Below are 22,273 nucleotides of genomic sequence, written 5' to 3' on the forward strand. Positions count from 1 at the left end.
GTGCGCGCCCCGGACCCCTACGGTGGAGGAGACAACTCCACCACTTCGGAAGGGCCGGGACTCGCAATGCCGAACGAAACTGTGGCAGCCACCCATGCCTTCTGGCTCGCGGGACGCCAGGCCACCGGTGAGGAGACCTTCGACGTCACGTCCCCGTGGGACGGCCGGCTCGTCGGCAAGGTCGCCGTGCCCACAGAGGCTCAGGTCGAGGAGGCCGTGGCCGCCGCGTACGCCGTGCGCGACGAGTTCGCCGCGACGCCCGCGCATGTCAGGGCCGCCGCGCTCGACCACGTGTCGCGGCGTCTCGTCGAGCGCACCGAGGAGATCGCCCGGCTGATCTCCGCCGAGAACGGCAAGCCCATGAAGTGGGCACGCGGCGAGGTGGGCCGCGCCGTCTCCGTCTTCCGGTTCGCGGCGGAGGAGTCCCGTCGGTTCAACGGCGGCGAGGCCCAGCGACTCGACACCGACCTCGGCGGCGCCGGCCGCCTCGCGCTGACCCGTCGCTTCCCGCGCGGCGTCGTCCTCGGCATCGCGCCGTTCAACTTTCCGCTGAATCTCTGCGCCCACAAGATCGCCCCGGCCATCGCCGTAGGCGCCCCGATCATCCTCAAGCCCGCCCCGGCGACGCCGCTGTCCGGGCTGCTCATCGGTGAACTGCTCGCCGAGACGGAGCTGCCCGTCGGCGCCTGGTCGGTGCTGCCCGTCGCCAACGACCGGATGCCCACCCTCGTACAGGACGAGCGCCTGCCGGTGATCTCCTTCACCGGCTCCGACAAGGTCGGCTTCGCCATCATGGACTCGGTGCCGCGCAAGCACTGCACCCTCGAACTCGGCGGCAACGGTGCGGCAGTTGTCCTCGCCGACTACGCGAGCGAGAAGGATCTCGACTGGGCGGCGACCCGGATCGGCACCTTCTCCAACTACCAGGGCGGCCAGTCCTGCATCTCGGTGCAGCGTGTCGTCGCGGACGCGTCCCTGTACGAGCGACTGGTGCCCAAGATCGTCGCCGCGGTGGAGGCGCAGGTCACCGGAGACCCGTCCGACGACGCGACGGACGTCGGTCCCCTCGTCAGTGAGGACGCCGCCAAGCGTGTCGAGGCGTGGGTCGACGAGGCCGTACGGGCGGGCGCCCGGCTCCTGGCCGGCGGCAAGCGCGACGGTGCCTCGTACACGCCCACCGTCCTCGCCGACGTCCCGGCGGACGTCACGATCTCCTGCGAGGAGGTCTTCGGCCCCGTCCTCACCCTCACTCAGGTCGACGGCGAGGACGCGGCGTTCGACACGGTCAACGATTCCAAGTACGGCCTCCAGGCGGGGGTGTTCACCCACGACGTGCAGGCCGCGTTCCGCGCCCACCGGGCGCTGGAGGTCGGCGGCGTCATCGTGGGCGACGTCCCCTCCTACCGCGCCGACCAGATGCCGTACGGCGGTGTCAAGCAGTCCGGCGTCGGCCGCGAGGGCGTGAAGTACGCGATGGACGACTACACCTACGAGCGCGTGATGGTCTTCACCGGCCTCGCCCTCTGACGGACCGCACGCGCCACCCGCATTCGTACTGAGGAGGCCGGGACCGCCGCACGGCGGTCCCGGCCTTTTCCGTGTAGGCGTACGGATCCCGCGCCACGGCTCCGGCGGTGTGCGACAGGACTGGCCACACTCTCGGTATTCGGGTAGATACGGACGAGTAGTACCGGCCGGTACTTTTCTCACCAGGGCGACAGGACAACGCCTTGGCCGGTCGGGCCCATCGACCCGACGTTCGCGGCGAGGTGAGTTCCCGATGTCCGCTCCATCCGATTCATTCGACACGGCCCAAGTCCCGGAGCCCAAGGTCTCCGAGCGGGAGGCACGACGGGTGGCCGAGGCCGCCCGTGAGCAGGGTTGGCGCAAGCCGAGCTTCGCCAAGGAGCTGTTCCTCGGCCGTTTCCGGCTCGATCTCATCCACCCCCACCCCGCACCCCCGGCGGAGGACGTACGGCGCGGAGAGGCCTTCCTGGCCACGTTGCGCGAGTTCTGTGAGACGAGGATCGACGGGGCGCGGATCGAGCGCGAGGCGCGCATCCCCGACGAGGTGGTCGACGGCCTCAAGGAACTCGGCGCCTTCGGCATGAAGATCGACAGGAAGTACGGCGGTCTCGGCCTCACCCAGGTGTACTACAACAAGGCACTGGCTCTGGTCGGCATGGCGAACGCGTCGATCGGCGCGCTGCTCTCCGCGCATCAGTCGATCGGCGTACCGCAGCCGCTCAAAATGTTCGGCACGCAGGAGCAGAAGGACGCGTTCCTGCCGCGCCTCGCCCGTACGGACATCTCGGCGTTCCTCCTTACGGAGCCCGACGTCGGCTCCGACCCCGCGCGGCTCGCCACCACGGCGGTGCGTGACGGCGACGACTACGTCCTGGACGGCGTGAAGCTCTGGACCACCAACGGCGTCGTCGCCGACCTCCTCGTCGTGATGGCCCGCGTTCCGAAGTCGGAAGGGCACAAGGGGGGCATCACCGCCTTCGTCGTCGAGGCGGACTCGCCCGGCATCACGGTGGAGAACCGCAACGCGTTCATGGGCCTCCGCGGCCTGGAGAACGGGGTCACCCGCTTCCACCAGGTACGAGTCCCTGCCGCCAACCGCATCGGCCCCGAGGGCGCCGGTCTCAAGATCGCCCTCACCACCCTCAACACCGGTCGTCTGTCGCTGCCCGCGATGTGCGTCGGCGCCGGCAAGTGGTGCCTCAAGATCGCGCGGGAGTGGACGGCGGCGCGGGAGCAGTGGGGCAAGCCCGTCGCGTACCACGAGGCGGTGGGAGAGAAGATCTCGTTCATCGCGGCGACGACGTTCGCGCTGGAGGCCGTGGTCGATCTCGCGTCCCAGATGGCTGACGAGGACCGCAACGACATCCGTATCGAGGCGGCGTTGGCCAAGCTGTACGGCTCCGAGATGGGCTGGCTGATGGCAGACGAACTCGTCCAGATCCGCGGCGGACGGGGCTTCGAGACGGCGGACTCGCTGGCGGCCCGCGGCGAGCGCGCCGTACCCGCCGAGCAGGTCCTGCGCGACATGCGGATCAACCGGATCTTCGAGGGCTCCACGGAGATCATGCATCTGCTGATCGCCCGCGAGGCGGTCGACGCGCACCTGGCGGTGGCCGGCGACATCATCGACCCCGACAAGACGTTGTCCGACAAGGCCAGGGCCGGGGCGCAGGCGGGCGCCTTCTACGCACGCTGGCTGCCGAAGCTGGTCGCCGGCGCCGGTCAACTGCCCGGTTCCTACGCGGAGTTCCACCCCAAGGGGCATCTCGATCTCTCCGCGCATCTGCGTTACGTCGAGCGGACGTCGCGCAAGCTCGCCCGCTCGACCTTCTACGCCATGTCGCGCTGGCAGGGCGGGATGGAGACCAAGCAGGGCTTCCTGGGCCGCATCGTGGACATCGGCGCCGAACTGTTCGCGATGAGCGCGGCGTGCGTGCGTGCCGAGATGCTGCGCACCAGTGGCGAGCACGGCCGCGAGGCGTACCAGCTCGCCGACGTGTTCTGCCGGCAGTCCCGGATTCGCGTCGAGGAGCTGTTCACACGGCTGTGGTCCAACACGGACGACATCGACCGCAAGGTCGTGAACGGCGTGCTGTCCGGCACCTACACCTGGCTGGAGGAGGGCGTCATCGACCCGAGCGGCGACGGCCCCTGGATCGCCGACGCCACGCCGGGCCCGTCCGAACGGGACAACGTCCGTCGGCCGATCCGCTGAGCGACCGCGACCGCGAACAGCGCTCGTGACTGGCGCCCACGCCCACGCCCGCAGTGGCGGTCGCCAGTCCGGGCCTGGCCCGCCCGTACGAAGAGACCCCTGGCCGCGTCCTCCTTACGGAAGACGCGGCCAGGGGGCGTGACGACGCGCTGCCTCGCCTCAGTTGAACGGGTCGAGCGTGAGGTACGCCTGCCGAGGGTCACCGTCGTGCACCAGCGACTCGTGGGCCCCGACGTCGTCGAAGGCGAAGCCGTACGCCTTGCCGTCGACCATCTGCTCGTGGATCTTCTTGGAGTAGTGGTTGGTGACGGAGTCCTTGTAGAAGTCCGCCGAACCGGCGTCCGGCTGGTTGGGGTTGGTCAGAAGAGTGGAGCGGTTGAACCCCGCGCACAGGGTGCGCGAAATCGGGCCCCGTACTTGGTCGTTGGGGGCGTCGAGGAGCTTGTAGCAGCCGAAGATGCTGTCCGCGTCGGGCTTCTGGAACGAAGTGACCACCGCGCCGGAGGTGTTGGTGAAGTTCATGGTGTTGCCGGAGACCCTGCCGACGTACTTGACCGCCGGCTGATTCGCGAACGGGGTCACCGTGAGTGGGGAGTTGGCGTACTTCGCCCACACCCGGTCGATGTAGTCGTTCATGACGCCGGCCGGCAGAGCGCCGGACGCGATGCCGTGTCCGGGGGCCAGAGCCCGCAGGACGGTGCCGTCCGACCGGGTCTGGATCAGCCCCGCCCAGCCGCCCGGCTGCGCCCTGAGAGAGTTGAAGAAGCCGTTGTAGCCACCCGGCTTCAGATGGCCCGTGGTCTTCGTGGCGCCGTCGGGGCCCTTGACGCCGACCGCGTACGGCGCCGAGAACATGTCGACCTGGGTGCTGTTGATCCACAGTCCGGAGTCGTTGAGCGTGTACTCCGACCAGTTGAAGAGGATGTTCCTGTTCGGGTCGTTCGGATTCTGCACGGCGGGCTGCACCAGTCCGCCGGTGGCCAGTCTGAAGTCGAGCTTCTGGCCGTACGAGAAGTAGACCCGTCCCGAGAACTTCGGCAGTTGGATCGTCTTGCTCTGGCCCGGGGCCGGCCCGGCGATCGAGGCGTCCGGCGCCGGTGTCGGCGGATTGCCGCCGGCGGGCCAGGCGTGGAAGGTGCCGTTGGCGTCGGCCCAGCCCTGCCTGCCGGACGAGAGCTCCGTACCGAGGTTGTAGATGTAGACCTGTTCGCCACGTGCGGAGCTGTTCGTGATGGTGAACGGAATGGTGTTGGGAACGGCGGCCTCGGCCGGGGCCGCGGCGGTCAGGGCCGTGAATCCGGTGGTGAAGACCACCGAGGCGGCCAGAGAAGCCAGCAGCTTGCGTATCGCAGGCACTCGCTCTTCCTCCTCGTCAGGTAGATCCCAGTGGGGGCGGTGGGGGGCGGAATCTGACGTACGACGCCGCCGATGAGGCGGGTGCGACTGAAGGGCCGGGCGCGCAACCGGTAGCGGGGAGCGGAGAAACCGGAAGGCGGCGGCTCTTCAGGTACAGACCTTTCTGAGAGCGCTCTCAGAATCACGCCGCGCGTCAGGCGTGTCAATGCGGATGCCGCAACTCGCCGAAGTGTCCTCACCCCGCGAGTCCCCAGTCGGCGTGGTGTTCCCGCTCGGCTCATGTGTGACCCCGGTGGCCGGCATGCAGCACAATCGAGCCTCCACGTGACCACACGGAGCACCGACCGCGTGATCGGTCGCGGGCGCCGTCGACCGACGATTGGGGCAGACATGTTCGGGGCGGGCAATCAAGGACGGTCCGGCGGCCGGCACGCACGGCTGCGCCGCGCCGCGGCTCTCACGCTCGTCGGAGCCGTGCTGACCGGTGCTGCCGCCTGCGGCGGCAACACGTCCGACGGCGACGACGGCGCCAAGGGCGGCGGAACGGACGGCAAGGCGCCCGCGTCCACCCCCGCAGGCGACGCCGCAGACTCCGCGGACGCCGCCGAATCGGCCGAGTCCGCCGGCTCCGGCGAGTCCGGGAGCTCCGGCGCTTCCGGCGGAGGCGGAGGCGGGGCCCTGAGTCAACGCGACCTCACGGCGCTCGCGTTCACCGACGGCGAGAAGATCGGCAAGTACACGGCCGGGGAGTTCTCCCTCGGCGAGCCTCAGGGCGAGGACTACACGGCCACCCCCGCCACCTGCCAGCCGCTCGTCAGCCTGGCCAAGGGCGCCACAGCCTTCGACCCGGCGTCCGAGGTCCACCGCAACGTCGACGTCGCCGAGGAGATGGTGGGCACGACCGTCGCCGTACAGCTCCGCTCCTACAACGGAGGCGGAGCGAGCGGCGTCATGAAGGCCCTCGGCGCGGCCGGCAAGGCCTGCGCGGGCGGCTTCGTCGAGAACCGGGCCGTCGCCAAGGGGCAGTACCTGAAGGTCGAGCCGGTCAAGGCGCCCGACCACGGCGACGAGGCGCAGGCGTACCGCTTCACGATCCTCGACGTGAAGGGCACGCTGAAGCTGTACGAGTACCTCACCGTCGTACGCTCCGGCACCACCACCCTGTCCTTCCGGGCCGACATCCTGGACACGAAGGACATCGGCAAGGTGCCCGAAGAGGTCGTCACGGCGCAGTGGAAGAAGTTCGAGGCGGGCTCGACCGGCTGACGGCCGGGACCGGCCGGGGCCCGCCCCACGCCCCGTTTTTGGCCCTCACCGCCCGCACCGTCGTCCGATGCGGCAAGAATGGGGCCATGAGCGACAGTCCAGCCCCACTCGCCGACCCCCACATCGCCTTCGACGCGTCCGAAGGCCGCCGCGACATCGTCGTCCTCGGCTCCACCGGGTCCATCGGCACCCAGGCCATCGACCTGGTCCTGCGCAACCCCGACCGCTTCCGTGTCACCGCGCTGTCCGCCGCAGGCGGACGGGTCGGACTGCTCGCCGAACAGGCGCGACAGCTCCGGGTGCGCACCGTCGCGGTCGCCCGCGAGGACGCCGTTCCCGCGCTGCGCGAGGCGCTGGTCGCGGAGTACGGCTCCGAGCCGCTCCCCGAGATCCTCGCGGGGCCGGACGCCGCCACCGACCTCGCGACGTCCCCCTGCCACACGGTGCTCAACGGCATCACCGGATCCATCGGTCTGGCGCCGACCCTCGCCGCCCTCGAAGCCGGCCGCACGCTCGCCCTCGCCAACAAGGAGTCGCTGATCGTCGGCGGCCCGCTGGTCAAGGCACTCGCCAAACCCGGACAGATCATCCCGGTCGACTCCGAGCACGCCGCGCTCTTCCAGGCCCTCGCGGCGGGCACCCGCGCCGACGTACGCAAGCTGGTCGTCACGGCCTCCGGCGGCCCCTTCCGCGGCCGTACGAGGGCGGAACTGGCCCACGTCACCCCCGACGCCGCCCTCGCGCACCCCACGTGGGCCATGGGCCCCGTAATCACGATCAACTCCGCGACCCTTGTCAACAAGGGGCTGGAGGTCATCGAGGCGCATCTGCTGTACGACATCCCGTTCGAACGCATCGAGGTCGTCGTCCACCCCCAGTCGTACGTCCACTCCATGGTGGAGTTCACCGACGGCTCGACCCTCGCGCAGGCCACGCCGCCCGACATGAGCGGTCCGATCGCCGTGGGCATCGGCTGGCCGGTACGGGTACCGGACGCCGCGCCCGCCTTCGACTGGTCCACCGCGTCGACCTGGGAGTTCTTCCCGCTCGACAACGAGGCCTTCCCTTCGGTGGGGCTCGCCCGGCACGTCGGATCGCTGGGCGGTACGGCTCCGGCGGTGTTCAACGCCGCCAACGAGGAGTGCGTGGACGCGTTTCTGGCAGGGCGCCTGCCGTTCAACGGCATCATGGATACCGTCACCGAAGTCGTCGCCGAGCACGGACAGCCCACCGGGGGAACCTCGCTCACTGTGGCCGACGTCCTAGAGGCGGAGACCTGGGCGCGTGCCCGGGCCCGCGAGATGGCAGAGAAATTCGGCGAAGCACAGCCAGCGGAGGCCCGCGCATGACGATCCTGTTGACAGTTCTCGGCATCGCGATCTTCGCCGTGGGACTGCTCGTCTCCATCGGGCTGCATGAGCTGGGCCATCTGTCGACGGCGAAGCTCTTCGGCATCCGCGTGCCGCAGTACATGGTCGGATTCGGCCCCACGATCTGGTCGCGCAAGAAGGGCGAAACCGAGTACGGGCTCAAGGCGATCCCGCTCGGTGGCTACATCCGCATGATCGGGATGTTCCCGCCGGGGGCCGACGGACGCATCGAGGCGCGGTCCACCTCGCCCTGGCGCGGCATGATCGAGGACGCGCGCTCGGCCGCCTTCGAGGAGCTCAAGGAGGGCGACGAGACCCGGCTCTTCTACACGCGAAAGCCGTGGAAGCGCGTGATCGTGATGTTCGCGGGACCGTTCATGAATCTGGTCCTCGCCGTCGTGATCTTCATGGGCGTCGCGATGAGCTTCGGCTTCCAGACCCAGACCACCGAGGTCGCGGGGGTTCAGAAGTGCGTCATCTCTCAGGACGTGACGCGTGAGAAGTGCAACGCGAGCGACCCGGTGTCACCCGCTCGCGCCGCCGGTCTTAAAGAGGGTGACAAGATCGTCGCCTTCAACGGAGAGCATGTCGACGACTGGTCCACGCTGTCCGGCCTCATCCGCGAGACGATCGGCCCCGCCACCATCACCGTCGAACGTGACGGCAAGGAGCAGGTCCTCCAGGCGACGCTCGCGAAGAACATGGTGGCGGAGAAGAACTCCGACGGTGAGGTCGTCCCGGACAAGTTCGTACCCGCCGGCTACCTGGGCTTCGCCGCGGCCACCGAGATCGTCCCGCTCTCCTTCGGCGAGTCAGTCGATCGCATGGGCGACATGATCGTGACCGGTGTCGAGTCGATCATCGCGCTGCCGTCCAAGATCCCTGACCTGTGGAACGCCGCCTTCTCGGACGGCGACCGCAAGGACGACTCGCCGGTGGGTGTGGTCGGCGCCGCGCGGATCGGCGGCGAGGTGATGACGCTGGACGTCCCGGCGCAGAACCAGATGGCGATGATGCTGTTCCTGCTGGCCGGATTCAATCTCTCGCTGTTCCTCTTCAACATGCTGCCGCTGCTGCCGCTCGACGGCGGGCACATGGCGGGGGCCCTGTGGGAGTCCGCGCGGAGGAAACTCGCCCGCATCTTCAAGAGGCCCGACCCGGGGCCGTTCGACGTGGCGAAGCTCATGCCCGTCGCGTACGTCGTGGCCGGTGTCTTCATCTGCTTCACGCTCCTCGTACTGATCGCCGACGTGGTGAACCCGGTGAAGATCTCGTAAGGCGGCGGGCGAGCCCGGCGCGCGCGAGATCTCCCTGCGACGGGGAACAGCTCGCACCGCCGAGGCGGCTCCAGGTTTACGGCCGGGTGTCTCTTTGCTCCCGGCCGTAAGCCTTTGGGGGGTTTGCGCGCAGCGCTGTCCTCGTACGGCGGGCCGGTGCCGTAATCTCGGTGGTTGGAGCCCGCCGAACTCGGGACCACGGTCCACACCTTGGGGTTGTACAGCAGATGACTGCGATTTCTCTCGGAATGCCGGATGTTCCGACGAAGCTCGCCGACCGGAGGGTCAGTCGACAGATCCAGGTCGGTTCGGTGGCTGTCGGTGGGGATGCGCCGGTGTCGGTGCAGTCGATGACGACGACGCGGACGTCGGACATCGGGGCGACGTTGCAGCAGATCGCGGAGCTGACGGCGTCGGGGTGTCAGATTGTGCGGGTGGCGTGTCCGACGCAGGATGACGCGGACGCGTTGGCGACGATCGCGCGGAAGTCGCAGATCCCGGTGATCGCGGACATTCATTTCCAGCCGAAGTATGTGTTCGCGGCGATCGATGCCGGGTGTGCGGCGGTGCGGGTGAATCCGGGGAACATCAAGCAGTTCGACGACAAGGTGAAGGAGATCGCGAAGGCGGCGTCGGCGGCGGGTACGCCGATCCGTATCGGGGTGAACGCCGGGTCGCTGGACGCGCGTCTGCTGAAGAAGTACGGCAAGGCCACTCCCGAGGCGCTGGTGGAGTCGGCGTTGTGGGAGGCGTCGCTGTTCGAGGAGCACGGTTTCCGGGACATCAAGATCTCGGTGAAGCACAACGATCCGGTGGTGATGGTCAACGCCTACCGTCAGCTGGCCGCGCGGAGTGATTATCCGCTGCATCTGGGGGTGACGGAGGCGGGTCCGGCGTTCCAGGGGACGATCAAGTCGGCGGTCGCGTTCGGGGCGCTGCTGAGTGAGGGCATCGGGGACACGATCCGGGTGTCTTTGTCGGCTCCTCCGGCGGAGGAGGTGAAGGTGGGGCTTCAGATTCTGGAGGCGTTGAATCTGAAGCAGCGGCGGCTGGAGATCGTGTCGTGTCCGTCGTGCGGGCGGGCGCAGGTGGATGTGTACAAGCTGGCGGATCAGGTGAGTGCGGGTCTGGACGGTCTTGAGGTTCCGTTGCGGGTGGCGGTGATGGGCTGTGTGGTCAACGGTCCGGGTGAGGCGCGTGAGGCGGATCTCGGGGTGGCGTCGGGCAACGGGAAGGGTCAGATCTTCGTCAAGGGCGAGGTCATCAAGACGGTGCCCGAGTCGAAGATCGTCGAGACCCTCATCGAAGAGGCGATGAAGATCGCCGAACAAATGGAAAAAGACGGCATCGGTTCCGGCGAGCCGCAGGTCTCCATCAGCTGACGGCCGTCGATCGGCCGGCTGTCGGAGCGGTGGCGATCCGCTCGCCCGCCTGAGGTGCCTCGGAGTCGTACGTCGTACGTGTTCTACGTAGTACGTCGAGCGCCCTGAGCGCCGTACGCGCCTCGTCCCGACATGGGCTCCGCACCCCACGCCCCAGGCGTCCGGGGAGCGGGGCCCTTCCGTGTGCGCGGCAGGCCACAGGCGTGGCGGGTACAGTGCGGAGAATCAGCAGACGTATCGTGAGGCCCCTCTCGTGTTGACGCAGACCACCACTCGGGTCCTCGACCCAGGCGAACTCGGCGCCGCGCTCGCCATTCTTGAGAGTGAGCCCGTCGCCAACGCGTTCGTGGCTTCCCGCGTCCAGGCGGCGGGACTCGACCCCTGGCGCCTCGGCGGCGAGATGTGGGGCTGGTACGCGGACGGGCGTCTGCGCTCCCTCTGCTACTCCGGCGCCAACCTGGTGCCGATCTGCGCCTCCCCCGAGGCCGTACGGGCCTTCGCGGACCGCGCCCGCAGGACGGGGCGCCGCTGCTCGTCGATCGTCGGCCCCGCCGAGCCCACAGCCCTCCTCTGGCGGCTTCTGGAGCCCAACTGGGGCCCCGCACGCGAGGTTCGCGCGCACCAGCCGCTCATGGTCACCGAGCGGGTGCCCGACACGGTGCGGCCGGACCCTCTCGTACGCCGCATCCGTAAGGAGGAGCTGGAGACGATCATGCCGGCGTGCGTGGCGATGTTCACCGAGGAGGTCGGCGTCTCACCGCTGGCCGGCGACGGCGGGCTGCTCTACCAGGCGCGCGTGGCCGAACTCGTAGGAGCGGGGCGGTCGTTCGCCCGTATCGACGACGGCAAGGTGATCTTCAAGGCGGAGATCGGCGCGGCCACGTCGCACGCGTGCCAGATCCAGGGTGTCTGGGTGGCGCCGGAGTTCCGTGGCCAGGGACTCTCGGAGAGCGGCATGGCGGCCGTCGTACGGTACGCGCTCGCCGACGTCGCCCCCGTCGTCAGCCTCTACGTGAACGACTACAACACCCCGGCCCGCGCCTCCTACCGACGGGTCGGCTTCCGTGAGGTGGGCGCTTTCATGAGTGTCCTCTTCTGAAAGTAGGGTTCGGCCATGCCGACCGTGCCGAGCTTCCCCGGGAGCGGATCCCAGATCCCCGACGTACACGTCGGGCCGATCGACCTCGCGGCGCGCGTCGACGAGGCGCTTGCCGTACAGGCGCTCGCCTTCGGGCTCAGCGAGGGCGAGATCGGCGTACGGCGCCAGATCGTGCTGCGGCATCTCCTCGCCCCCGGTGCGCGCGCGTACGGGGCGGTCACGGTGGAGGGGCGGCTCGCGGGGTTCGTCTACGGCATGCCGAACGACCGTTCCCACTGGTGGTCCACGGTCGTGGAGCCGTATCTGCGCGCCGACGGCTCCGACGGCTGGCTCGACGACTCCTTCGTGATCACCGAACTCCATGTCCACCCCGCGTTCCAGGGCCGGGGCATCGGGCGCACCCTGATCACCACCATCACGGACATCGCGCGGCAGCCCCGCTCGATCCTCTCCGCCATCGACACCGAGAGCCCCGCGCGCGGCCTCTACCGCACCCTCGGATACCAGGACCTGGCGCGCCAGGTCCTCTTCCCGAGCGCCGCCAAGCCGTACGCCGTGATGGGCGCCCCGCTCCCGCTGCGGCGGTGCTGAGCGCCGTACGGCGTGCGATTACTGATTTCCGCCTGCCGGTGTGCCCCGGCTAACCTCCTGCCAACACCCGAGAAGAAACGCAGGAGTGCTCCCCATGTCCCAGGTCCAGCGCATGTCCCGTTTGATGGCCAAGACACTGCGCGACGACCCGGCGGACGCGGAGACCCTCAGCCACAAGCTTCTGGTCCGTGCCGGGTACGTACGCCGCACCTCCGCCGGCCTCTGGAGCTGGCTGCCCCTCGGTAAGAAGGTCCTCGACAACATCTCCCGCGTCGTGCGCGAGGAGATGGACGCCATCGGGGCGCAGGAAGTACTGCTGCCGGCGCTGCTTCCCAAGGAGCCCTACGAGGCGAGTGGCCGCTGGGACGAGTACGGCGACCTCCTCTTCCGTCTCAAGGACCGCAAGGGCGGCGAGTACCTGCTCGGGCCGACGCACGAAGAGATCTTCACCCTGGTCGTCAAGGACCAGTGCACGTCCTACAAGGACCTGCCGGTGATGCTCTACCAGATCCAGACGAAGTACCGGGACGAGGCCCGTCCCCGCTCCGGTGTGCTGCGCGGCCGGGAGTTCCAGATGAAGGACTCGTACTCCTTCGACACCACGGACGAGGGCCTCGCCGAGTCGTACGCGCTCCACCGCGCGGCGTACCAGAAGATCTTCGCCCGCCTCGGGCTCGACTACCGCATCGTCTCCGCCATCTCCGGCGCGATGGGCGGCTCCGCGTCCGAGGAGTTCCTGGCCCCGGCCGCCGCGGGCGAGGACACCTTCGCCGACTGCCCCAACGGCGACTACGCCGCCAACACCGAGGCCGTCACCTTCGCCCTCACCCCGGTCGACGGGGCGGCGCACGGGGCGCTGGAGGAGCTGGACACCCCCGACACCCCGACCATCGAGACACTGGCGACGTTCCTGGGCGTGCCCGCCTCGGCGACGCTGAAGAACCTGCTCGTGAAGGTCGACGGCGAGATCACCGCTGTCGGCGTCCCCGGCGACCGTGAGGTGGACCTCGGCAAGCTCGGGGAGCACCTGGCGCCCGCCGTCGTGGAGCTGGTGACGGCCGAGGACTTCGAAGGCCGGCCCGAGCTGGTACGCGGCTACGTGGGCCCTCAGGGACTGAAGATCCGCTACATCGCCGACCCCCGCGTGGCGCCCGGCACCGCCTGGGTCACCGGCGCGAACAAGGCCGACACCCATGCCCGCAACGTCGTCTGCGGACGTGACTTCGAGGTCGACGACTACCTCGACGTCGTGGTCGTCGAGGAGGGCGATCCCTGCCCCGTGTGCGGCGCCGGCCTGAAGCTGGGGCGTGCCATCGAGATCGGTCACATCTTCCAGCTGGGCCGTAAGTACGCCGACACCTTCCAGCTCGACGTACTCGGGCAGCAGGGCAAGCCGGTGCGGGTGACCATGGGCTCGTACGGCATCGGCGTCTCCCGCGCCGTCGCCGCGCTCGCGGAGCAGACGGCCGACGAGAAGGGGCTGTGCTGGCCCCGTGAGATCGCCCCGGCGGACGTGCACGTCGTCGCGGCGGGCAAGGCGCTCCAGACGGAGCTGGCGGTCGACGTCGCCGAGCAGCTGGCGGCGGCGGGACTGCGGGTGCTGGTCGATGAGCGCGCCGGTGTCTCGCCGGGTGTGAAGTTCACGGACTCGGAGCTGATCGGCGTTCCGCAGATCCTGGTCGCGGGGCGCCGTTCGGCCGAAGGCGTGCTGGAGCTGAAGGACCGCCGCACCGGGGAGCGCGAGGAGCTCACCGTCGCCGAGGCGATCGCGCGTCTGACGGCCACCGCCACCGCTTGACGCTCGGCGCCGCCCTCCAGGGATATCGGGGACGTCGGGGACGCACAGCGGAGTGCGAACGCGAACGAAGGACTACGGGGCGGGTGGGCCCGGTCCCGTGTGACGGGGCGGGACCACCCGCCCCGTAGTCGCGTTCCCGCTGGCCCGTGACGCGCCGAGTCGAATGCGCCGGGGGCAGTGGTGCGAGCGGCCGACGCGGGCCGGGCCCCGCTAAAGCCAGTCGGCGAACTCCAGCAACAGTTCCCCGTCTTGGCGGCGTCCGGCCTCCAGCGCGCGTACGCCCGACTCCACGGCGCGGAAGAGCGTCCAGCCACGCAGCCGCTCACGGTCGATGTCCAGCGAGTCGGCCAGCTTGTTCACGCGGCGCCGCGTCGCGGACGCGCCCGACGCCGCGGCGACGAGGTCCTCCACCCGGTCCCGTACCAGCCGCGCCAAGTCGTACGCGCGCTCACCCACCACAGGCACGGGGCCGACCGCGAGCCACGGCGCCCGGTCGCCCGACAGCACCTTGCCCTGGCGGAACGCGCCGTGCAGCAGCATCAGCTCCGCCGGCCCGGCCGCGAGCAGTTCCTCACGGGCGTCGAGCGCCGCCGAGACGAGCGGAACGACCTCCGGGGCCGTCGAACCCCGCATCGCCTCGGCCTGCCCCGCCGTCCGCTCGGCGACCGTTTCGAAGCCGTGGTCGGCGACGGGCTCGACCCACAACTTCCGCACCGTTCCCGCCGCTTCGAGCAGCGCCTTGGCCTCGGGCAGGGAGCGCAGCGACGTCTCGGTGTGGAGCCGCTCCAGCAGCAGGGCACCGTCGGAGCCCGAGATGAGCTCCACGCAGCCCCAGCCCTTCCAGTGCGTCAGCGCCGCGCTCTCCGACTCCGGGGCGGCGAACGGGGGGACCACCTTGAGTGCGGCAGGGGCGCCGTCGGGGCGGCGTACGAGCACCACCAGGCTGCTCCCGCCGCCCGGCGCCACCACCCGCTCGACCGTCAACTCCCGCCGCTCCAGCGCTTCCTGGGTGATCGCGGGCAGCTGTCCGAGCCACTGCCCGGCGACGGACTCCCCGTACGTCTCACTCAGGGTGCGCACCAGCCGCTGCGGCGGTTCGAAAGCCATACGTGTCGGGATCCCTTTCGGAGCGAGCGGGCTCACAGTCGCTCGGCGAGCCCAGGAAAGGCTACGCCGCTGCCCCGCCACCGCACCGCCCGCACCGCCGCCTCGCGCAGCGCCCCGGCGGCGTCCTGGCGCAGCGGCCCCTCGGCGGCCCGTACGAGGTCGGAGTAGACCCCCGCGATCCGGTCCTCCAGATCCGCGGCGAGCCGTACGGCGGCTGCCGCGTCGGGCACCTCGAACGGCAGGGCGTACGCCGCGGCGGCGGCCACCGGCTTGCCGCCCAGATCGCGCACCGTACGCGCGAGAGCGTCGCGCCGGGCACGGTGCGCGTCGTAGGCGTTCGTCGCCTCCGGACGCCGTTCGTCGCCCACACGGCCGCCGACGACGCCGTATCCGTACACCGCGGCGTGCTCCGCGGCGAGGGCTGCCTGCGCGGCGTCCAGCGCACGGTCCTTGCTCACGAGGAGGGCCCTTCCGTCAGCAGGTACGCGTGGGCGGCGCCGGCCGCCGCGAGGGAGGCCAGCAGCCGGGCGAGCTCCGGCGGCGCGTGAACCAGCGCCTCGGCGTGCGCGTCGGCGGCACGGCGCTCCGCGGCGGCCAGCTCCCTGACCGCCGTGCCGGGGTCGGCGTTGACGGACGGCATCGGCCCGGTGTCCCCGGCGTCGCCGACAGGTGTCCCGCGCGACGCGGACGCCGACGCGGAGGGTGATGCGGACGCCGAGGGCTTCGGCTTCGCCGACTCGTCCTTCTCAGGAGGCGGCGGCGACAGGGCGGTCACATGCCGCGCGACGGCGCCCCGCAAGGGCGTCAGCCGCGCCGTCTGATCCGGATGACGCTCAAGCACCGCGTCGTAGTGCCGCAGCACGTCGTGGCTGGTACGGGCGGACCTCGCCCGCAGCGTCTTCTCGGCCCGGACAGCCGCCGCGCTCGCCCGAGTGTCCGATCCGTCGCCGTCGTCCCCGCCGGAGCAGGCGGTCAGCAGACCCCCCGCCGCGGCCCCCGCCGCCAAGAGCGCACCCCTCCGTGTCGTCCCCGTGCGCCCCACGCGTGTCTCCCTCGGGCCTCGCAGTGATCACCGCAGGCGAGCGTACCTGCGGGTCAGCCGCAGGTGGACGGCAACACCCCCCGCGACCGGATACCCTTTGCCTGACACGCGACGATCCCACAACAGCACACACGCGGCCGAGGAGTCACCCGGATGAGCACCACCCACAGCGAGAGGCTGCGCGGACTGCTGGAGCCGCTCGTCAGCGAGAAGGGCCTGGATCTCGAAGAGATCGAGGTGTCCCGGGCGGGCAGGCGTCGTGTGCTGAGGATCGTGGTCGACTCCGACGACGGCGTGGACCTCGACGCCTGTGCCGAGCTGAGCCGCACCATCTCCACGACTCTCGACGAGACGGACGTGATGGGCGAGGACGAGTACCAGCTCGAAGTGACCTCCCCAGGAGCCGACCGCCCGCTGACCGAGCGCCGTCACTACACGCGCGCCGTCGGCCGTCTGGCGAAGATCCAGCTTCACGAGGGCGGAGAACACGGCGCCGCACAAGGCGGCGAATTCGTGGCCCGCATTCTCGCGGTGGACGAGGAAGGGCTCGACCTCGAAGTGCCGGGCGTGAAGGGGCGTAAGCCGACCGCCCGCCGGGTCGAGTTCGCGTCGATCGCCAAGGCGCGCGTCGAGCTGGAGTTCAACCGCAAGGACAAGAAGGAAGAGGAGGCGTAGCCATGGACATCGACGTAAAGCTCCTGAAGGGCTTGGCACAAGAGAAGGAGATCCCCTTCGACCTGTTGGTCGAGGCGATCGAATCCGCCCTCCTCATCGCCTACCACCGCACCGAGGGAAGCCGCCGTCTCGCCCGCGTCGTCCTCAGTCGGGACAACGGTCATGTAACGGTGTGGGCCAAGGAGGACCCGTCGGAGCTGGAGGAGGGCCAGGAGGCGAAGGAGTTCGACGACACCCCGTCGGACTTCGGCCGTATCGCCGCCACCACGGCGCGGCAGGTCATCCAGCAGCGGCTGCGGGACGCCGAGAACGACGTCACCTTCGGTGAGTACGCGCGCCGTGAGGGCGACGTCGTCGCCGGGCAGGTCCAGCAGGGCAAGGACCCCAGGAACGTCCTCGTACGGCTGGACGACAAGCTGGAGGCCATCCTCCCGGTGCAGGAGCAGGTGCCGGGCGAGGAGTACACGCACGGTCTGCGGCTGCGTACGTTCGTGGTCCGCGTCGCCAAGGGCGTACGTGGCCCGTCGGTGACCCTGTCGCGCACCCATCCCAATCTCGTGAAGAAGCTCTTCGAGCTGGAGGTCCCGGAGATCGCGGACGGCTCCGTGGAGATCTGCGCGATCGCCCGTGAGGCCGGCCACCGGACGAAGATCGCCGTACGGTCCACCCGTTCCGGGCTCAACCCCAAGGGCGCCTGCATCGGCCCCATGGGGTCGCGGGTGCGCAACGTGATGGCGGAGCTGCACGGCGAGAAGATCGACATCGTCGACTGGTCGGACGACCCGGCCGAGATGGTCGCCAACGCCCTCTCGCCGGCCCGGGTCAGCAAGGTCGAGGTCGTCGACCTCGGCGCCCGCTCCGCGCGCGTGACGGTGCCGGACTACCAGCTCTCGCTGGCGATCGGCAAGGAAGGCCAGAACGCCCGCCTCGCCGCCCGCCTCACCGGCTGGCGCATCGACATCCGGCCGGACACGGAGCAGACCGACGGCGCGGACGGCGCGGACGGGGCGCAGGACAGCGGGGCCGCCGCGGGCGGCCGGCCGTCCCGCGACGACCGGGGCTGACCCCGCGGCGGTGCGGTAGGCACCGGGCGAGCCGGCGGCGTACGGGGCGAGAATGCCGCGACGTACGCCGCGGGTGAAGGTGACAAACGGGGCCGGGAGACCGCGACGTACGCCGCGGATCACGGTGGCGTACGGCACGGGGCGGCGGCGCTGGCCTTTCCGCCGAGCACGGTCGTTTCCCGGCCACCGTGGTGGCCCGACGCACGGCCGCACCGGCACGCCGCGGCGGCCTGTCGGTCGCACCGTATCCGGCCATCGGCGGCCACCCGTCGGCCACCGGAGGTCGCGGGCGACCACCGACGATCAAGGCCGCCCGGGGCCCGCGATCCGCGGCGACGTGGGACGACGCACCGTACGGAGATCAACCGAGTCTTTTTGGCCAGCAAGCGTTCGACCGTTGCCCCAAAGGGGTGAGGGCGGCGCGGGGAGGTAGACTTGAACATGTCTGGCCGGACGCACGCCCGCGCCTGCCCTGAGCGAACCTGTGTGGGATGCCGGGAGCGAGCGGTCAAGAGCGATCTGCTGCGCATCGTGGTGGTCGAGGGTGCTTGCCTCCCTGATCCACGCGGTACGCTGCCCGGCCGGGGTGCGTATGTACACCCCGCCTCGTTCTGTCTCGATCAGGCGGTCCGCCGCCGGGCGTTTCCCCGGGCCTTCAGGGTCAAGGGACCGCTCGACAGCACGGAACTGCTGCTCCACATCGAGCAGATCGAGCAGGCAGCAATGCACGAAGACGTACGGCACGGAACCCCGTGCGGTTCAGGTACCTCGCGAGTTGGAAGTAGGTCGAGATTGCGATGAGCACTCGATGAGTACGCGATGAGTACGCCCATGAAGTAGCGACGGTCCGGCGGTAACCCGGACCTAAAAGGAGCGAAGTGGCTAAGGTCCGGGTATACGAACTCGCCAAGGAGTTCGGCGTGGAGAGCAAGGTCGTCATGGCCAAGCTCCAAGAACTCGGTGAATTCGTCCGTTCGGCGTCGTCGACGATCGAGGCGCCGGTTGTACGCAAATTGACTGACGCTTTGCAGGGGCCCGGCGGCAACGCCGCGAAGCCCGCAGCGAAGCCCGGGGCGCCTCGTAAGGCGAGCCCCGCCAAGCCCGCCGCGCCCTCCCCGGCGCAGGCGGCACGTCCGGCTGCTCCCAAGCCCGGTGTCCCGGCTCCCAAGCCGGCCGCCGCCGAGGCCCCGCAGAGCAGCACCCCTTCCTCTCCGGCTCCGGCCGCGACGCCCGCCTCCGGCCCGCGTCCCGGTCCGAAGCCCGCGGCGTCCAAGCCCGCGCCGGCTCCGGTGCCCGCGGCCGAGTTCTCGGCCCCGGCTCCGGCCCAGCCGCAGGCGCCGCAGTCCCCGGCGACCCCGCCGCGTTCCGGTGCGGCCACCCCGGGGCCCCGCCCCACCGGTGGTCCCGCCGCCCGTCCGGCTCCGGCCGGCGGTCAGCGCGACGGCGGCCGTGACGGTGGCCGCGGCGGCGAACGCCCTGCGCGTCCCGCGGGTCAGGGCGCCCGTCCGGGTGCTCGTCCGGCGGGTCCCCGTCCGGGCAACAACCCCTTCACCTCGGGTGGCTCCACCGGAATGGCGCGCCCGCAGGCGCCCCGTCCGGGTGGCGCCCCGCGTCCCGGCGGCGCGGGTGCGCCCGGTGGTCCGCGTCCGCAGGGCGCCGGTCAGGGCGGTCCCCGTCCGCAGGCCGGTGCCGGTGGCCAGGGCGGTCGCCCCAGCCCCGGTGGCATGCCGCGTCCGCAGTCCCCGCGTCCCGGCGGCGCCCCCGCCGGTAACCGTCCGAACCCGGGCATGATGCCGCAGCGTCCCGCCGCGGGTCCGCGTCCCGGCGGTGGCCCCGGCGGAGGCCGTGGTCCCGGTGGTGCCGGCAGGCCCGCCGGTGGCGGTGGCGGCGGTCGTCCCGGTGGCGGCGGCGGTTTCGCCGGTCGTCCCGGTGGCGGTGGCGGCGGTGGCTTCGCCGGTCGCCCCGGTGGTGGCGGTGGCGGTGCCCCGGGTCGTCCCGGTGGTGGCGGTTTCGGTGGCGGCGGTGGCCGTCCCGGTTTCGGCGGACGTCCGGGTGGTCCCGGCGGCCGTGGTGGAACACAGGGCGCGTTCGGCCGCCCCGGTGGACCGGCCCGTCGTGGCCGTAAGTCGAAGCGGCAGAGGCGCCAGGAGTACGAGGCCATGCAGGCCCCGTCGGTAGGCGGCGTGATGCTGCCGCGTGGCCAGGGACAGGTCGTCCGGCTGTCGCGCGGTGCGTCGCTCACCGACTTCGCGGAGAAGATCAACGCCAACCCGGCGTCGCTCGTCGCCGTGATGATGAACCTCGGCGAGATGGTCACCGCCACGCAGTCCGTCTCCGACGAGACCCTGCACGTGCTCGCCGGCGAGATGAACTACGTCGTCGAGATCGTCAGCCCGGAGGAGGAGGACCGCGAGCTTCTCGAGTCCTTCGACATCGAGTTCGGCGAGGACGAGGGCGGCGAGGAGTTCCTCGTCGCGCGTCCGCCGGTCGTGACCGTCATGGGTCACGTCGACCACGGTAAGACCCGGCTGCTCGACGCCATCCGTAAGACGAATGTCGTCGCGGGCGAGGCCGGCGGTATCACGCAGCACATCGGCGCGTACCAGGTCGCCACCGAGGTCAACGACGAAGAGCGCAGGATCACCTTCATCGACACCCCGGGCCACGAGGCGTTCACCGCCATGCGTGCTCGTGGTGCCAAGTCCACCGACATCGCGATCCTCGTGGTGGCGGCGAACGACGGTGTGATGCCCCAGACGATCGAGGCGCTGAACCACGCCAAGGCGGCCGACGTGCCGATCGTGGTCGCGGTCAACAAGATCGACGTCGAGGGCGCGGACCCGACCAAGGTGCGCGGTCAGCTGACCGAGTACGGCCTCGTGGCCGAGGAGTACGGCGGCGACACGATGTTCGTCGACATCTCCGCCAAGCAGGGTCTGCACATCGACAGCCTGCTGGAGGCCGTGGTCCTCACGGCTGACGCCTCGCTCGACCTCCGGGCCAACCCGGAACAGGACGCGCAGGGTATCGCCATCGAGGCGCACCTCGACCGCGGTCGCGGCGCCGTCGCCACCGTGCTCGTCCAGCGCGGCACGCTGCGCGTCGGCGACACGATGGTCGCCGGTGACGCGTACGGCCGTGTCCGGGCGATGCTCGACGACAACGGCAACAACGTCGAGGAAGCGGGTCCCGCGACCCCCGTCCTGGTCCTGGGACTCACCAACGTCCCCGGCGCCGGCGACAACTTCCTGGTCGTCGACGAGGACCGCACCGCGCGGCAGATCGCCGAGAAGCGTGCCGCTCGTGAGCGGAACGCGGCGTTCGCCCGCAAGGGCGTCCGGTTCTCCCTGGAGAACCTGGACGAGGCCCTCAAGGCCGGCCTGGTGCAGGAACTCAACCTCATCATCAAGGGCGACGCGTCCGGTTCGGTGGAGGCTCTCGAGTCCTCGCTGCTCCAGCTCGACGTCGGTGAAGAGGTCGACATCCGGGTCCTGCACCGCGGCGTCGGTGCGGTCACGGAGTCCGACATTGACCTGGCGATGGGCTCCGACGCCATCGTCATCGGCTTCAACGTGCGGGCCGCGGGGCGTGCCTCGCAGATGGCCGACCGCGAGGGTGTCGACGTTCGCTACTACTCGGTGATCTACCAGGCCATCGAGGAGATCGAAGCGGCCCTCAAGGGCATGCTCAAGCCGGAGTACGAGGAGATCGAGCTCGGTACGGCGGAGATCCGCGAGGTCTTCCGCTCGTCCAAGCTCGGCAACATCGCGGGTGTTCTCATCCGGTCCGGCGAGGTCAAGCGCAACACCAAGGCCCGGCTCGTCCGCGACGGCAAGGTCATCGCGGAGGACCTCAACATCCAGGGCCTGCGCCGCTTCAAGGACGATGTCACCGAGATCCGCGAAGGCTTCGAGGGCGGTATCAACCTCGGAAACTTCAACGACATCAAGATCGACGACGTCATCGCGACGTACGAGATGCGCGAGAAGCCGCGCGGCTGACGTACGGGCGGCGAGGTACGGGGCGGCGTGCCGCTCACGTACAGCTGACCGCGTACGGCTGACCAGGCACGGTTGGTGACGCGTTCCGGGGCCGGTCGACGGATGCATAATCCGTCGATCGGCCCCGGCCGTTCCGTGTACGGTTTATGTGCCCCTGCCAAGCGCTGGCGGGCCTGAACCCGTACCGGCGGGACATCCGGATACACATGTATGTGGGGACACTGTCCTTCGACCTGCTCCTCGGCGACGTACGGTCGCTGAAGGAGAAACGCTCCGTCGTCAGGCCGATCGTCGCCGAACTCCAGCGGAAGTTCGCGGTGAGTGTGGCGGAGACCGGCGACCAGGATCTCCATCGCAGGGCCGAGATCGGACTCGCGGTGGTGTCCGGGGACACGGCGCATCTGAGGGACGTACTGGACCGGTGCGAGCGCATGGTCGCGGGCCGGCCGGAGGTGGAGCTGCTGTCGGTACGACGGCGGCTGCACGGAGACGACGACTGAGCC

Annotated in this window: 18 protein-coding genes; 14 read left to right on the top strand and 4 right to left on the bottom strand. The window is 70.2% G+C overall.

Annotated elements, in window-relative coordinates:
- Positions 1-81: 81 nt before the first annotated feature.
- A complete protein-coding gene (locus ACFYNU_RS22605) occupies positions 82-1,527 on the top strand; it encodes an aldehyde dehydrogenase family protein (protein ID WP_356594042.1) in 1,446 nt (481 codons plus the stop codon).
- A gap of 253 nt (positions 1,528-1,780) precedes the next feature.
- The gene (locus ACFYNU_RS22610; protein ID WP_356594011.1) at positions 1,781-3,742 is read left to right on the top strand and encodes an acyl-CoA dehydrogenase family protein; all 1,962 of its coding nucleotides are present in this window, start codon (positions 1,781-1,783) and stop codon (positions 3,740-3,742) included.
- Between the two features lie 159 nt (positions 3,743-3,901).
- On the opposite strand, the gene ACFYNU_RS22615 is transcribed toward ACFYNU_RS22610, so the two are convergent.
- The gene (locus ACFYNU_RS22615) at positions 3,902-5,098 is read right to left on the bottom strand and encodes a glycoside hydrolase family 64 protein (protein WP_388767071.1); all 1,197 of its coding nucleotides are present in this window, start codon (positions 5,096-5,098) and stop codon (positions 3,902-3,904) included.
- Between the two features lie 390 nt (positions 5,099-5,488).
- On the opposite strand from ACFYNU_RS22615, the gene ACFYNU_RS22620 reads away from it, so the two are divergent.
- The 7 genes from ACFYNU_RS22620 to ACFYNU_RS22650 all read left to right on the top strand — a co-directional run bounded on the left by ACFYNU_RS22620 (position 5,489) and on the right by ACFYNU_RS22650 (position 13,881).
- A complete protein-coding gene (locus ACFYNU_RS22620) occupies positions 5,489-6,364 on the top strand; it encodes a hypothetical protein (protein ID WP_356594013.1) in 876 nt (291 codons plus the stop codon).
- Between the two features lie 86 nt (positions 6,365-6,450).
- Positions 6,451-7,713 (top strand): 1-deoxy-D-xylulose-5-phosphate reductoisomerase, encoded by a 1,263-nt coding sequence (gene dxr / locus ACFYNU_RS22625; RefSeq protein WP_356594015.1) that lies wholly within the window; start codon positions 6,451-6,453, stop codon positions 7,711-7,713.
- Positions 7,710-9,011: a site-2 protease family protein gene (locus tag ACFYNU_RS22630; protein ID WP_356594017.1), complete on the top strand. Its 1,302-nt coding sequence runs from the start codon at positions 7,710-7,712 to the stop codon at positions 9,009-9,011. The genes dxr and ACFYNU_RS22630 overlap by 4 nt, the downstream gene beginning before the upstream one ends.
- Before the next feature lie 227 nt (positions 9,012-9,238).
- Entirely contained in the window at positions 9,239-10,393 is a 1,155-nt protein-coding gene (gene ispG, locus ACFYNU_RS22635; RefSeq protein WP_388767095.1) for a flavodoxin-dependent (E)-4-hydroxy-3-methylbut-2-enyl-diphosphate synthase, read from the top strand.
- Between the two features lie 256 nt (positions 10,394-10,649).
- Positions 10,650-11,492, top strand: coding sequence for a GNAT family N-acetyltransferase (locus tag ACFYNU_RS22640; protein WP_356595989.1), 843 nt, complete (start codon positions 10,650-10,652; stop codon positions 11,490-11,492).
- Positions 11,493-11,507: 15 nt separating this feature from the next.
- Entirely contained in the window at positions 11,508-12,083 is a 576-nt protein-coding gene (locus tag ACFYNU_RS22645) for a GNAT family N-acetyltransferase (RefSeq protein WP_356595904.1), read from the top strand.
- Positions 12,084-12,177: 94 nt separating this feature from the next.
- Complete coding sequence (locus tag ACFYNU_RS22650; protein ID WP_356595906.1) at positions 12,178-13,881, top strand: proline--tRNA ligase; 1,704 nt, start codon at positions 12,178-12,180, stop codon at positions 13,879-13,881.
- Between the two features lie 210 nt (positions 13,882-14,091).
- Here ACFYNU_RS22650 and ACFYNU_RS22655 read toward each other — a convergent pair whose 3' ends face one another.
- The 3 genes from ACFYNU_RS22655 to ACFYNU_RS22665 are packed head-to-tail and all read right to left on the bottom strand — an operon-like array spanning position 14,092 to position 15,994.
- Entirely contained in the window at positions 14,092-14,988 is an 897-nt protein-coding gene (locus ACFYNU_RS22655) for an aminoglycoside phosphotransferase family protein (RefSeq protein WP_356595908.1), read from the bottom strand.
- 32 nt (positions 14,989-15,020) lie between these two features.
- Positions 15,021-15,446: a ferritin-like domain-containing protein gene (locus tag ACFYNU_RS22660; protein ID WP_356595910.1), complete on the bottom strand. Its 426-nt coding sequence runs from the start codon at positions 15,444-15,446 to the stop codon at positions 15,021-15,023.
- The gene (locus ACFYNU_RS22665) at positions 15,443-15,994 is read right to left on the bottom strand and encodes a hypothetical protein (protein WP_388767074.1); all 552 of its coding nucleotides are present in this window, start codon (positions 15,992-15,994) and stop codon (positions 15,443-15,445) included. Before ACFYNU_RS22665 ends, ACFYNU_RS22660 begins: the two co-directional genes overlap by 4 nt.
- Before the next feature lie 189 nt (positions 15,995-16,183).
- On the opposite strand from ACFYNU_RS22665, the gene rimP reads away from it, so the two are divergent.
- The 5 genes from rimP (at position 16,184) to ACFYNU_RS22690 (ending at position 22,270) form a co-directional block, all read left to right on the top strand.
- Entirely contained in the window at positions 16,184-16,705 is a 522-nt protein-coding gene (gene rimP / locus ACFYNU_RS22670) for a ribosome maturation factor RimP (RefSeq protein ID WP_356595914.1), read from the top strand.
- Between the two features lie 2 nt (positions 16,706-16,707).
- Positions 16,708-17,769, top strand: coding sequence for a transcription termination factor NusA (nusA, locus tag ACFYNU_RS22675; protein WP_356595916.1), 1,062 nt, complete (start codon positions 16,708-16,710; stop codon positions 17,767-17,769).
- A 441-nt stretch (positions 17,770-18,210) separates the two neighbouring features.
- Positions 18,211-18,570 carry a DUF448 domain-containing protein gene (locus ACFYNU_RS22680; protein ID WP_356595991.1) on the top strand — a complete coding sequence of 120 codons (360 nt, stop codon included), beginning with the start codon at positions 18,211-18,213 and terminating at the stop codon, positions 18,568-18,570.
- Positions 18,571-18,647: 77 nt separating this feature from the next.
- Entirely contained in the window at positions 18,648-21,770 is a 3,123-nt protein-coding gene (infB, locus tag ACFYNU_RS22685; RefSeq protein WP_356595918.1) for a translation initiation factor IF-2, read from the top strand.
- Between the two features lie 206 nt (positions 21,771-21,976).
- On the top strand, positions 21,977-22,270 hold the full coding sequence (locus ACFYNU_RS22690) for a DUF503 domain-containing protein (protein ID WP_356595920.1): 294 nt from the start codon (positions 21,977-21,979) through the stop codon (positions 22,268-22,270).
- The last annotated feature ends 3 nt before the right edge of the window (positions 22,271-22,273 follow it).

It is taken from the genome of Streptomyces sp. NPDC006643 (assembly GCF_042870175.1).
Lineage (GTDB): Bacteria > Actinomycetota > Actinomycetes > Streptomycetales > Streptomycetaceae > Streptomyces.